Consider the following 13,833-nt stretch of genomic DNA (forward strand, 5'->3'; position numbering starts at 1 on the left):
CGCGACGGGCGCGTCCGGCAGCGGGGGCGCGGCGGGCGCGTCCGGCAGCGGGGGCGCGGCGGGGGCGGGCTCGGCGGCCGGGGTGACGGACTCCAGCGGCACCGGCCCGCCGTCCCGGAACGGACGCACCGCGACCTGCCGGGCGGGGCGCTCCGCCAGGATGTCGAAGAGCAGCGCCACTCCCTCGCCGGGCGGAATGCCGTCCGAGGACGGCAGCCCGCCGGCCGGGGCACCGGCGGTTGCGGAGTCGTCGGCGGTTGCGGAGTCGTCGGCACCTTCCCGGCCCTGAGCGCTCGCCCCGGCGCCGTCGGACGCCTCGAACGGGTTGCCCTCCACCTTCCGCATGGTGAAGCCGCGGACGGTGACGGCCGCCACCCCGTCGGTGCGCACGAGGTCGATGTCGGCGACGAGGACGCCGTTGCCGCCGCGGACCTGCCGGACGTGCGCGGCGAACGCGCCGGGAAGGTCGCCGTAGACCGTGATCTCCCCGTACAGCAGCGGCAGATGGTGGTCGTGCTCGCGGCGGCGGGTGAGCGCCGTCGCGCTGTCCAGCAGCGCCGGGTGCAGCGCGTGGTCGTCGAGCTCGGCGTGGAACCGGGGGTCGAGGCAGAGGGTGGCGAGCTGTTCGTCGGCCGAGCGGCGCAGCTCCGCCACGTTCAGCCAGTGCGGGCCCAGTTCGGCGAGGTCGCCCGCGCCGGTGGCCTCGACCGTCTCGGTCATGCGCGTGGACACGGCCGTCAGGTCCACCCGGGGCGGGACCTCGTCGCGGGCCGTCTCCACCCGGCCGGAGGAGTGCACCGCGGACCCGGTCCGCACCGTGAAGTCCCAGTGGTCCTCGCGGGGTTCGAGGGTGACCCGGACGCGGCGGGTGCCGTCGACGTACAGCGGCCGGCGGAACACCACCTCGCGCAGCCGCACCGGCGCCCCGGTGAGTTCGGGCAGCAGGTCGCGGACGGCGCGGACGACGAGGTCGAGGTGGCCCGTGCCCGGCAGGACGGCGCGTCCGCCGAAGCGGTGCTCGTCGAGCAGCCAGTGCTCCTCGGACAGTTCCCGCTCGTACACCAGGGCCTCCGGGCGGCGGCCGGTGGTCCACGAGGACAGGGGTTCGCCGCTGCCCGGGTCGACGGTGGAGCGGGCGGCCATGCCGACCGAGGCCCAGCTCGGCCAGTTGACGCTGACGACACGCTGCCGGGAGACGGCAGCGTGTGCGTCGAGGAAGGCGTTCGCCGCGGCGTAGTCGGCACTGCCGACCAGGCCCCCGATGGAGGCGCGGCTGGAGAAGGAGGCCAGGAAGTCGAGCGGGGGCCGGTCGGCGAAGACCCGTTCGAGGACGAGGGTGCCGTGCACCTTGGGCCGCAGCACCGCCCGCACGTCCTCGGGGGTACGGAAGGCGATCATGCCTTCGCCGGGCAGCCCGGCGGCGTGCAGAACGCCGTGGACACGGCCGGCGGTGCGCTCCACGCGGTCGACCAGATCGCGCAGCGAGGCCTCGTCGGTGACGTCGGCGCGCTCGGCGAGCACGCGCGCGCCGAGCCGCTCCAGTTCCCCGACCACGGGTGCCGCCGCGTCGGTGAGTCCGGAGCGGCCCGTCAGGACGAGCGTGGGAGCGAGGCCGGTCTCGGCGAGACCGCGGGCGACGGCCAGACCGAGGCCGCCGAACCCTCCGGTGACGAGATAGGTGCCGCCGGGGCGGACGGGGGGCTCGGTGGCGGGCCGGTGCGTCAGCGGCACCTCCGCCGGGATCCAGCGGCGGTCGCCGCGCAGGGCGACGACCGGGGGCCAGTCCCCCTCCTGGATCTGATGGGTGATCAGATCGTCGTCGGTGCCCGGTGACACGTCGAGGAAGAGACAGGCGGCGTTCGGCAGTTCGAGCGGAACGGTCCGGGCCAGCCCGGCGAGGGCCGCCTTGGCGGGGTGCAGGGGTTCGCCGCCGGAGACGTCCGCGCCCCGCGCGGTGAGCATCAGGAAGCGGGGCGCGCGGCGGAGCCGGGAGCTGCGGGCGACGGTCCGGACGACGTCGTAGGCGCTCTCCACGCCGTCGGCGAGCTGCTGGTCCGCGGTGTCCACGGTGGCCTCGGGCCACGGTCCGGCGGCGAGGGCGTGGACGTACAGGGCGGGCTCGTCGCCGCGGGCGAGCAGGTCGTCCAGGACGGCGCCCAGGGTGCGGGGACGGGCGGGCACCACCCGGTGGCCGGCCCGGCCGAGGATGCCGGTGACGTGGCGGGCGGCGTCGGGGTCGTCCGGGAGCAGGGTGAGGGCGACGGTGCCGCGGTGCCGCGGCGGGCGGGGGCCGAGGGGGACTTCGCGCCAGCGGATCAGTGACAGCGGGGAGGACGTGGCCGGCGCGGTGTGCGGGGCCGGTGTCCGTGGGCCGGCTTCGGGGGCGCTCCCGGTGTGTTCCGCGTCCTGGCCGACGGTCCGCTCCTCCGCCGGCCCGGCCGCGGCCGGGTGCGCCTCGGTGGCTTCCGGCTCGGGCGGGGGCGGGCTGATCCAGTGCCGCTCACGCTGGTACGGGTAGGCGGGCAGGGCGATCCGGTGCAGCGGGCGGGACGGTCCGACGGCGTCCGGGCGCAGGTCGTGGCCCTCGGCCCACAGCGCGCCCGCGGCGGCGAGGACGGCGGTGCGGTCGTCGCCGGGGCCGAGGGTGGGGACGGCGAGGCTGCCGCTGCCGTGGCCGCGGACGAGTGCGGTGAGGGCGCGGCCGGGGCCGGCCTCCAGGGTGGTGAGCCCCCGTCCGTCGAGGAGCTGGGCGAGGGCAGGCCCGAAGAACACCGGTGCGGTGAGCTGACCGGCCCAGAAGGCGGGATCGACCGCCTGCTCGTCGGTGAGGGGCTTGCCGGTGGCGGCCGAGACGACCGGAATCGTGGGCGGGGACAGCGTCACACCGTCGAACGCCTCCAGGAACCGCTCGGCGGCGAGTGTCATGGACGGCGAGTGGAAGGCGTGCGACGTGTCGAGCCGCTTGGCCCGGACGCCGGCGGCGCGGATCCGTTCGGCGAGGGCCTCGATCGCGTCGGGGGCGCCCGCGAGGACGGTCTGCCGGGGACCGTTGACGGCGGCGAGGGCGACTTCGTCGCCGAGCAGGTCCCGGGTCTCCTCCTCGGGGAGGGAGACGGCGAGCATGGCCCCGGGAGGCATGGCCTGCATGGCCTGGCCGCGGGCGGTGACCAGGCGCAGGCCGTCCTCCAGGCCGGTGACGCCGGCGACCATGGCGGCGACGAGTTCGCCGACGCTGTGTCCGAGGAGGGCGACAGGGGTGACGCCCCGGGCCCGCCACATGGCGGCCAGGGAGCAGCCGACGGCAGCCAGCAGCGGCTGGACGTACTCGGTGCGGGTGAGCAGTTCGGCGGCGTGCGGTCCGCGCCAGGCCGGCTCCAGATCCATGCCTAGGGCGGCCACGATGTCCAGGCACTGGTGCATCGTCTCGGTGAACGCGGGGTCATGGCCCAGGAGTCCGGCGGCCATGCCGGGACGCTGGGAGCCCTGGCCCGGGAAGAGCAGGGCGACCGGCCGGGCGGCGGCGCCCTCGGCGGGACGGATCACGCCCCGGCCCTCGGGGTCGGTGAGCAGGTCCACGGCCTCGCGGGCGGTGCCGGCGACCACGGCCCGGCGCAGCGGGTGGACGGTCCGGCCGTGCCGCAGGGTGGCCGCGGTGTCCGCGAAGCCGTCCTCGCCGTGCCAGGTCAGGTGCCGGGCGAGCCGGGCGCGTACCTCGGGTTCGGCGGCCTCGGTGCGCACGGACCAGACGAGCAGTTCGGGGCCGTCGGCGGGGGTGCGCGGCCGGGCCGGGGGCGCCTGTTCCAGGATGACGTGGGCGTTGGTGCCGCCCACGCCGAAGGAGCTGACGGCGGCGGTCCTGCCCCGCTCGCCGGTGACGGGCCACACGTCGCGCCGGGCGACCACGCGGAACGGTGTGGCGTCGAGGTTCAGCTTGGCGTTGGGTTCGGTGAAGTGGGCCGTGGGCACGAACTCGCCGTGCTCCATGCACAGCACGGTCTTGACGAGTCCGGCGACTCCGGCGGCCGGCCCGAGGTGGCCGATGTTGGACTTGACGGAGCCGAGGGCGACGGCGGACGGGGCGGGGCCGTCGCCCGCCAGGAAGCGGTAGGCGGAGGTGAGGGCCTCGATCTCGATGGAGTCGCCGATGTCGGTGCCGGTGCCGTGGGCCTCGACGTAGTCGATGTCGGCGGGCGTGAGGCCGGCGACGGTCATCGCCTCGACGACGGCCCGCATCTGGCCGTCGACGCCGGGGGCGCTGAAACTGACCCGGTCGGAGCCGTCGTTGGTGACGGCCGAGCCCCGGATGACCGCGCGGACGGGGTCGCCGTCCGCCAGCGCGTCGGACAGCAGCTTCAGCACCACCACACCGCCGCCGTTGCCGAACACGGTGCCGTTGGCCCTGGCGTCGAAGGGGCGGCAGAAGCCGTCCTGCGAGAAGATGCTGCCGGGTGCCCAGCGGTAGCCGTGGCCGTAGGGCAGTTCGATCTCCACGCCGCCCGCCAGCGCCGTCTCGCACTCGCCGGCGCGCAGCGCCTCGCACGCCAGGTGGACGGCGACGAGGGAGGTGGAGCAGGCGGTGGCGACGGAGAGGGCGGGTCCGGTGAGGCCGAGGCGGTAGGAGACGGTGCTGGCGACGTAGTCGTTGTTGTTGTAGATGTCCAGGGACAGCGCGCCGGCCCGTGCGGCGAGGTCCTTGTTGGCGCGGATGTTGAACTCGGCGTACCGGTTGGAGGCGGCGCCGCCGTACACGCCGACGGTGCCGGGCACGGCGAAGGGGTCGTAGCCGGCGTCCTCCAGGGCGGAGTGGGCCAGTTCGAGGAAGAGACGCTGCTGCGGGTCGCGCATGGCGGCCTCGCGCGGGGTCATCCCGAAGAACTCGGCGTCGAAGCGGTCGGCGTCGGCGAGGAGCGGGACCCGGCGGACGTAGTGCGGGTCCGTCAGCAGGCGTTCGCTCACGCCCGCGGCGCGCAGTTCGTCGTCGCTGAGCGTGCTGAAGCAGTCGGCGCCCTCGGACAGGGCGTGCCAGAACCGTTCCACGTTCTCCGCACCGGGGAACCGGCCGGCCATGCCGATGACGGCGACGGGTTCGGCGGTGCGTCCGGGCTCGGGGTGCTGCGACGGGTTCATCGCTGGGTGGTCCTCTTCTGGTCGTTCAGGCGTCGTCGGACGGCGCGCCGCACGGCGGCGACTCCGGTGAGCGAGGCGGGGCGTGCGGGTGCGGCGGGGGTGGCGGCGCCGGCGACGGGCGCGGTGTCCCCGCCCAGGTGCCGGGCGAGGAGCCGGGCGTTGGGGAAGCGGAACAGGTCGACGATCTCGACGCCGAGACCGTCTGCCCGCAGCCGCTCGTGCAGGCGCAGCAGGGACAGGGACGTGAGGCCGGCGTCGAAGAAGTTGGTGGTCGCCTCGGGCTGCGCGGACGGGCCGGGCCGATCGCCGAAGCCGCCGTCCGCGGCACCGCCGGACGCGCGGAGCTGTTCGCGCAGGGCGGCGAGGACGCGTCCCTCGACGGCCGACGGCGACCGCTCGGCGCGCGCCTGTCCGGTGCCGGCGACCTCGTCGGCGGTGGCGGTGGCGGCGCGGACGTCGACCTTCCCGTTGTGGTCGAGGGGCAGTTCGCCGAGGACGACGATCCGGCCGGGTACGGCCCACACCGGCAGGACCGCGCCGAGCTCGTACCGCAGTTCCTCGGCGAGGGCGGGGCTCGCGCCGGGCGCGGCCACCAGGGCGGTGATGCCGGTGCCGGTGGCCACGGCGACGCAGTTCACGACGGACTCGTGGGCGAGGAGCACGGCCTCGATCTCGGCCGGCTCCAGCCGGTGCCCGCCGACGGACAGCTGCCGGTCGCGCCGCCCCACGAACTCGATGTGCCCGTCGGGCGTGTACCGGCCGAGGTCGCCGGTGCGGTACGAGGTGATGCCGGGCTCGCCGTACGGGTCGGGGCCGAACGGCGAGGGGTCCTTCGCGGGCTGGGTGCGCAGCGCGAGGCCGCGGCCGCGCACGACGATCTCGCCCAGCTGGCCCACCCCGGCGCCCTCGATGACGAGTTCCCGCCATGGGCTGGTGGCGGCCACCGGCACCCCGGACCGGTCGCGCCTGCGTCGCACCGGGTCGCCGGCCGGGTCGTGCCAGCGCAGCCAGGAGCTCAGCTGCGGGGTCTCGGTGGTGCCGTAGCCGTGGTGGATCTCGGCGCGGGGGGCGACGCGGCGCAGTTCACGGGCGACCGTGTCGGTCAGGAGGGCGCCGGACAGCACGATCTGCCGCACGTGCTCCAGGCGCCGGCCCCGGGCGCGGGCGGCGGAGGCGAGGAGCCGGGCGAGCCCCGGAGTGGCGTGAAGGTGGGTGATCTGCTGTGCGGCGATCTGGTCGACGACGGCGTCGGGATCGGTGGCGGCGGGCAGGTGGAGGGCGCCGCCGCTGGTGAGCGGGACGAGGATGTCACGCAGGACGGGGTCGTGCCCGGGGGCGGACAGCATCAGGAAGCGGTCGTCCGGTCCGTGGCCGAACGCCTCACGGTAGTGGTGCAGGGCCTCCGGGAGGGCGTCGCGCGGGGCGAAGACCACGCTGGGCTCACCGGTGGTGCCCGAGGTGCACAGGGCGTGTCCGGCGTCGAGGGGCCGCGGCTCGGTGGTGGGGCGGGGCAGGTCGGGGCCGGTGAGAACGGGCACGGGCCAGTCGGCTCCGCCGGGCATCAGCACGGCTTCGGCGCCGGAGCCGGTCAGGGCGGCCAGCAGCCGGCGGTCGGGCAGCGCGGCGTCCACCAGGGTGACGCTGCATCCGGCATGCCAGGCGGCGAGGAGTTCCCGGACGGTGGCTTCGGTGCGGTCGCCCGGGAGCAGGACCATACGGTCCGACCAGCCGGCGGCGCGCAGCGCGTCCGCGCGGTCCGTGACGGCCCGGTGCAGCTGTCGGTACGTCAGCTGTCCGCCGGGGCCGCTCAGCGCCGTACGGTCCGGGTGCTGTGCGGCAGCGCGGGTGAACGCCTCGGCCACGCCGGACAGTTCGGGTACCGGGTCGAGGGCCGCACGGGGCCGGTCGCCGCCGAGCGGCCAGCGGGCCGGTGCCCGGTCGAGGGCGTCCGGGACCGCGTGGAGGAGCCGGACCACCTGATCCAGCATGTGTGCGGCCGTCTCCCGGTCGAAGACGTCGCGGGCGTGCACCAGACGCAGCCGGTAGCCGGCGGAGTCGGTGCGGCGCAGGTAGAGGCCGAGGTCGAACAGGGAGCCGGTGGTGTCGGGCTCGACCTCGCCGGCCGTCACCCCGTCGAAGGCGGGTGGCGGGGCGGCGTGGGTGAGGTCGTTGAACCACACCTGGTAGAGCGGGTTGCGGCTCAGGTTGCGGGGCAGGCCGAGGGCCTGCACGATGCGTTCGAAGTCGGCCCCGGCGTGCGCGTGGGCGTCGAGCATCGCGTCGGACACCTGGCGTACCAGCGCGCCGAAGCGGCCCTCACCGGCGACGTCGATCCGTACGGGCAGGGTGTCGATGAGGAAGCCGATGACGTCGTCGCCGGGTCCGCCGTCCCGGGAGGACCACGGCACGCCGACGACGACCTCGTCCTGGCCGCTCCACGAGGTGAGCACGGTGGCGAACGCGGCGAGGACGACGGCGACGGGGGTGACCCCGAGGTCGCGCGCCACCTCGTCGAGGCGGAGCGCGGCGGTGCCGGGCACGGTGGCGTCGACGGCGCCGCCCTCGAAGGTGGTGACGGCGGGGCGGCGCGCCTGGAAGGGCAGGCCGTGCGAGCGCGGGGCGTCGCGCAGCCGCTCCGTCCAGTAGGCGAGGTCCGCCTCCTCGGCGGCCGCGTCGGCGCGCGCGGCCCGCTCCGTGAGCAGGTCGCCGAACTGCGGCGGCGCGGTGTCCGCGGGGCGGCCGTCGTAGGCGGCGGCGAGGTCCGCGAGGAACAGGTCCACGGACCGCTGGTCGGCGATGGCGTGGTGCAGCACGGCCACCAGCAGGGCGTCGCCGTCGGTGCCGGTGACGCAGTGGACGCGCAGCAGCGGCGCGGTGTCCACGCGCAGCGGTTCGGCCGCTGCCTCGGCCGCGAGCGCACGGCAGCGCTCCTCGGTGAGTGGCTCGTCCACCGCGCTGACCTCGAGCGGCGGTTCGATGTGCGCGGAGACGTCCTGGTACGGCCCGGACTCGTCGACCGCGATGCGGGTGCGCAGCGACTCGTGCCGTGCGACGACGACCGCGAGGGCGGCGCGGAGCCGGTCGGTGTCGAGGCCGCCCGCGACACGCAGCGCGGCGACCACGTTGTAGGCGCTGAGCTGCTGGTAGAGCTGCTCCATCAGCCACAGCCTGCGCTGGCCCCCGAAGACCGGGGCGCGGGCGGGGTCGGGCCGCCGCGGCAGGACCGCGCCGTCCGTGGCCGGCCCGGCGCCGGGCCCGTCGCCGGGACCGGCCGCGTCCGCTACGCGGGCGCGCAGGGCGGCGAGGGTCATGCGCTCGCGCAGCAGCTCGGCGAGGGTGACCCGCACGCCGTAGGTGCGCAGCAGTTCGCCGCGCAGCCGGACGGCGGCGAGGCTGTGCCCGCCGAGCGCCAGGAAGTCGAGGTCCTCGTCGGCCGTGTCGAGGCCGAGGGCGTCGGCCCACAGCCGGGTCAGCGGGTCGCCGCCGCTCGGGCCGGTGTCGGTGCCGCGCGGGGCGAGGAGTTCCGTGGCGCGCCGCCGCAGCGCCACCCGGTCCTGTTTGCCGCTGCCGGTGAGCGGCATGGTGTCGAGGACGACGAAGTGGCTGGGCACGTACGCGGAGGGCAGCCGGGCGGCCACATGGGCGCGGAGGTCCTCCTGCCCGGCCGGCCCGGTACCGGACCCGGCGGGGCGGACGAACGCCACCAGGCGGGGCGCGCGGTCACCGGCGGCGACGACCGCGCACTCGGTGACGCCGGGATGCTCCCGCAGGACCGTCTCGACCTCGCCGGGCTCCACCCGCACGCCACGGATCTTGACCTGCTCGTCGATGCGGCCGTGGTAGCGGATCTGTCCGTCCGTGACACTCACCAGGTCGCCGGTGCGGTAGACGTGGTCGACCCCGCTGCCGGCGGGAGCGCGGACGAAGGCCTTGCTGGTGAGGTCCGGGCGGCGGACGTAGCCCAGGGCCAGCGGTGCGCCGCCGATGCAGAGTTCGCCCGTGGCGCCGTCGGCGACCGGCCGTCCCTGCTCGTCGAGGACGAGGAGGACGCAGTTGTCGATGGCCCGGCCGATGGGGACCTCGTCCAGGCCGGCCGGGTCGGCGGAGGCGTCCCAGTAGGTGACCTCGATGGAGGCCTCGGTGGGGCCGTAGAGGTTGTGCAGCCGGACGGGCAGGGTCTCCAGGCAGGTCCGGGCCAGGGCGGGCGGGAGGGCCTCGCCGCTGCAGAAGACGTGGCGGAGGCTGGTGCAGTCGCCGGACCCGGGCCAGCGCAGGAACTCGTCCAGCATCGAGGGCACGAAGTGGCAGACGGTGACCTGGTGTTCGACGACCGTCTTGATGATCGCGGCGGGGTCGGCGTGCTCGCCCGGTCCGAGGAGGACCAGCCGGGCGCCCACGATCAGCGGCCAGTAGATCTCCCAGCCGGACACGTCGAAGGTGTAGGGGGTCTTCTGCAGGACACGGTCGTCGGCGGTGAGCCCGTAGTGGCTCTGTCCCCACAACAGCCGGTTGGTGACACCGCCGCTGGGCACCAGGACGCCCTTGGGGGTGCCGGTGGAGCCGGAGGTGAAGAACACGTTGACGGGCTGGTCCGGGGCCACGGGCCGCAGCGGCGCAGGGGGGTGGCTGTCGTCGGTGCCGGCGGCGAGGGGGACGACGTCCAGCAGGTCGACGCCGTCCGGGCCCTGCCAGGTGCTCAGCGGGCCGGTGGTGCCGACGACGAGGGCGGGCCGGGCCGTGTCGAGGATGAGGGCGAGCCGTTCGGCGGACTCGTCGGTGGCCAGCGGCAGATAGGCGTGCCCGGCCTTGAGGACACCGAGGAGCGCGGCGACCAGGTACGGGCTGCGGTGGGCGAGGACGGCGACCGGTCGGTCCCCGGGCAGGCGCCGGCTCAGCAGTTCGGCGGCGAGCCGGTCGGAGACCCGCTCCAGGTCGCGGTACGTCCAGGTCTCCTCGGCGCCGACGCAGGCGACGGCGTCGGGGGTGCGGTCGGAGACGGCCCGGATCAGTCCGGGAATGCCGTAGGGGGCCGGGTGGCCGACGGATGGTCCACGCAGGGCGTGGCCCGGGTGGTCGTCGTGAGGGTGCATGGCGGAAGTCCCCGTAATCCTGCGGTGGTGCTGCGTATGTGGTCGGGTGGCCCGGTGCGGCCGGGTGTGGTGCCGGGTCAGCCTGTCGTGGCCTCTTGCGACAGCTGGGGTGCCGGTGGTGTCCGGACGGTGAGGCGGCGCACGCTGGAGCTGCACAGCGCGAGAGCGGTCGCGGTGACGATCAGGAGCGCGCCGCAGAGCAGGGTGGTGCGGACGGAGGTGTGGAGGGCGAGCGGCCCGGCCGTCATCTCCCCGAGGGGGATGGCCACGAACGAGCCGAGCGCGTCGTAGGCGTAGACGCGGGCGAGTCGTTCGGACGGGATGTTCTCCTGGAGGGAGACGTCCCAGGCCACCGCCAGCTGTTCCAGGGCGACGCCGTTGACGAACATCGTGGCGGCCAGCAGGACCGGGTGCGCGGTGGCGGCGAGGGCGAGCAGCGGCAGCGCCTCGAACACGCCCACGGCGGCGCCCAGGCGCAGGGCGTGCCGCGGCTGGACGCGGGCGGCGAGGACACCGCCCGCGAAGGCCCCGGCCGTCTGGGCGGCGAGGAGCAGCCCCCAGGTGGTACGGCCGAAGGAGGCGTCGGCGATGGTGGGGCCGAGGACCTGCAGGCCGCCCGCCACGACCGCGTTGATGACGAGGAACTGGAGCACGACGACCCACACCCAGGTGCGGGAGACGAACTCGGCCCAGCCCTCGCGGAGTTCGGTGAGGGGGCGGACCGGGCCGCTGTCCGCCGGGGCGGCCGTGCCGGTGACCTGGATGGCGGTGAAGCAGAGCCCCGCGACCAGGAAGACGGCGGCGTTGGCGGCGATGCCCCAGCCGGAGCCGGCCACGCCGACGACGATGCCGCCGCAGGACGCGCCGACGACCATGCCCGCGTTGACGGCCATCCGTGCCAGCGCGTTGGCCTGCCGGATCATGGTCGGCGGCACGGTCTGCGGCACCAGCGCGGCGGCGGCCGGCAGGGACAGCGCCGCGACCGCGCCGTTGACGACGCTGAGCACGACCAGGACCGGTACGGAGGCGAAACCGAGCAGCACGCTCACCGCGATGAGCGCCTGGACCGCTGCCGCGACCGTGCTCGCGCCGTACAGCACGAGCCGCCGCGGCAGCCGGTCGGCGACGATCCCGCCGAACAGCAGGAGCACCACGTTGGCCACCGACCGGGCACCCACCACGATCCCGAGGTCCACCACCGAACCGGTGAGGTCGAGCACGGCGAAGGACAGCACGATCGGCGCCATGGCGTTCGCGACGTACGTCGCCATGCGCCCGCCCGCCAGCGCGCGGAAGCTGCGCCGGCGCAGCGGGTCCAGCAGTGTCGGTGCGCGGCCGGCGTCGCTCATCGTGCGGCCGCCCGGTCCGTGGGCCGGTCCACGATCAGCACCCCGTTGGACGCGGCGCCCTGGTGCGTGTTGATGAGGGGGCTGTGCCGGGGGGTGCCGTGGCGGACGTACGTGCCGGACAGCCGGCGGCCGTACATCAGGGGCCCGAGCACGAACGGCACCGCCTCGGTGCGGTGTTCGCCGGTGGTCTCGTGCACGAACTCCAGGGTGACGAGGTCGCCGTCCACCGTCTCCTGGAGAACATGGGTGTCGTGCGGGGCGGCGTCCAGGACGAGTTCGCGCCAGCGCGCCCCGGTGACGGAACCGCCCGGGACGACGCCCGTGCCGCCGTAGCCGTCGCCGGGCTTGAGAACCAGGCGGGTCCGGTCCTCCCCGAGGCGGTCGGCGCGCGCGAACGTGGTGCGCGGGATGTGGCGGAGCACGAAGTCCCGGTCCTCCGGGGCCAGTTCGGGAAGGTCGTCCCAGATCCAGGCGAGGACGCGTTTGTCGCTGACCGGGCTGGTCGCCTCCGGCGTGTACATCCGGGCCGTGCCGGCGCGCAGCGCGCCGGCCAGGGCGTCGAGGCCGGGGCCCCGCTGCTCGACGGGCAGGAAGAGGCGGAAGACGCCGTGGGCGATCTGGTCCCCCGCCCGCAGCCGCTGCTCCTCGTCCAGGGTCAGCAGCTCCAGGGGGTGGCCGACGACGGCGATGCCGTGTTCCTTGCCCCGCTCGGCGAGCGGGGCGAGGAAGGAGATGAAATCGTCCGGGTCGGCGATGGCGTCCATTCCGTCCTCCCGGAAAACGGGGACGACGAGGCAGGAGCCCTCCGCGAGACCCAGGAAGGACATCAGTTCGGTGCAGAACGCGTCCAGGGACGACGGCGGGGTGCGCAGCGCGACGGTGCCGGCCTCGGCGGACAGTGCGGCGGCGTAGAGCTCCTGGAACTGGGTCGCGATGAGGTCGCCCTCGATGGCGCCGCCCACCGCGCCGTCGATGTTGAGTTCGAGGACCCGGGGCACTCCGCGTTCGACCATCACGTCGGCGCGTACCGAGGTCAGCAGTTCCTCGCCGAGCGGTGCGTCGGGGTCGAGGAGGGGGAACTGGTCGCGGGGCATGCCGAGCGCGTCGAGGAGTGCGCCCGCGCTCGACGCCCGCCGCCGGCAGGCGTCGAGGACGAGCCCCGCCGCCCGGTCCGCGACGGCGCCGACCCGCGCGTAGGCGTCCGGGCCGAACATCAGCGGCCGGAGGGGGTTCCAGGTGTCGGCGCCGCGCGGGACACCGGTGTGGGCGTGCCGCCAGTGGTCCCTGCCCAGGGTGTCGAGGGCGCGGCGGACGTCCTCGGGCAGGGTGTCGTACAGGTCGACGACGGGGGTGCCGGTCATGGTGTGGACCTCCATGCCCGGTAGGCCGGCAGGAGGCCGAGTTCGGCCTGCCGGTAGGTGCGGACGAGTTCTGCGACCACCGGGTTGTCCGTGTCGAACTCGGTGTCGTCCACGCAGCGGACGGGGCGTACACCGCCCGCCGTGCTGGCCACGCAGACGGCGTCGCAGGCCAGCAGGTCCTGCGGCTCCAGGCGGGTGCGCACCACCTCATGGCCGAGGTCGCGGGCGATGTCGACGACGGACGCCACGGTGATGCCGTCGAGTGCCGCCTCGGAGTCGGGTACGAAGACGGTGCCCGCACGGACGCCGAAGACGTTCTGCACGGAGCATTCGGCGACGGCGCCGGTGTCGTCGAGCAGCAGTGCGTCGTCGTAGCCGCGCCGCGTGGCGTCGGCCCAGGCGATCCGGGAGTTGAGGTAGGCGGCGGAGACCTTGGCCTTGGTGGGCAGGGACCGGGGGCTGATCCGGGTGACGGTGGACAGGGTCAGCCGGGGCCGCTGGGCGCGGACCTGCTCGTCGAAGTGGGCGACGTCGAAGGCGAGGACGGCCACGTCGGCGACGGCGCCGGGCTCGGCCAGGCCGAGCACACCGTCGCCCAGGAGGGCGAGGGGCCGCAGGTAGGCGCGGCGCAGCCCGTTGGCGCGGAGTGTGTCGTGGCAGGCGGCGGCGAGTTGCCCGGCGGTCAGGTCGAGGCTCGTGCCCACCAGCCGGCAGGACTCGGCGAACCGGGCGAGGTGTTCGTCGAGCCGGAAGACGTGGTGGCCCGAGTCCCCGTCGGGGAACGCGGAGATCCCCTCGAAGACGGTCAGGCCGTAGTGGAGGCTGTGGTTGGCGAGGGTCAGCGCCGCGTCGGCGGCGGGGACGAGTCCGCCCCGCCACCACATCAGCTTCGCGGGTTCGTTCATG

The 13,833-nt window shown here is 75.3% G+C and carries 5 protein-coding genes; all 5 read right to left on the reverse strand.

The genetic code is table 11. The annotated features are described in order from the left end of the window. A partial coding sequence (locus tag ACWC94_RS08620; RefSeq protein ID WP_450795671.1) for a type I polyketide synthase occupies positions 1–5,127 on the reverse strand: 5,127 nt, incomplete at its 3' end. Continuing rightward, a complete protein-coding gene (locus ACWC94_RS08625; RefSeq protein ID WP_450795672.1) occupies positions 5,124–10,217 on the reverse strand; it encodes an amino acid adenylation domain-containing protein in 5,094 nt (1,697 codons plus the stop codon). The genes ACWC94_RS08620 and ACWC94_RS08625, both read right to left, overlap by 4 nt. Before the next feature lie 77 nt (positions 10,218–10,294). After that, positions 10,295–11,566 (reverse strand): MFS transporter, encoded by a 1,272-nt coding sequence (locus tag ACWC94_RS08630; RefSeq protein ID WP_450795673.1) that lies wholly within the window; start codon positions 11,564–11,566, stop codon positions 10,295–10,297. Further along, positions 11,563–12,927, reverse strand: a complete 1,365-nt coding sequence (locus tag ACWC94_RS08635) for a hypothetical protein (protein WP_450795674.1) — start codon at positions 12,925–12,927, stop codon at positions 11,563–11,565. Before ACWC94_RS08635 ends, ACWC94_RS08630 begins: the two co-directional genes overlap by 4 nt. Continuing rightward, complete coding sequence (locus ACWC94_RS08640; protein WP_450795675.1) at positions 12,924–13,832, reverse strand: aminotransferase class IV; 909 nt, start codon at positions 13,830–13,832, stop codon at positions 12,924–12,926. The genes ACWC94_RS08635 and ACWC94_RS08640 overlap by 4 nt, the downstream gene beginning before the upstream one ends. Position 13,833 lies beyond the last annotated feature (1 nt).

This window comes from Streptomyces sp. NPDC001135 (assembly GCF_053598395.1).

Bases quoted from the DNA above. Each gene is read 5' to 3' on its own strand.
- ACWC94_RS08625 (WP_450795672.1), bottom strand. From the start codon at position 10,217: ATGCACCCTCACGACGACCACCCGGGCCACGCCCTGCGTGGACCATCC.
- ACWC94_RS08630 (WP_450795673.1), bottom strand. From the start codon at position 11,566: ATGAGCGACGCCGGCCGCGCACCGACACTGCTGGACCCGCTGCGCCGG.
- ACWC94_RS08635 (WP_450795674.1), bottom strand. From the start codon at position 12,927: ATGACCGGCACCCCCGTCGTCGACCTGTACGACACCCTGCCCGAGGAC.
- ACWC94_RS08640 (WP_450795675.1), bottom strand. From the start codon at position 13,832: ATGAACGAACCCGCGAAGCTGATGTGGTGGCGGGGCGGACTCGTCCCC.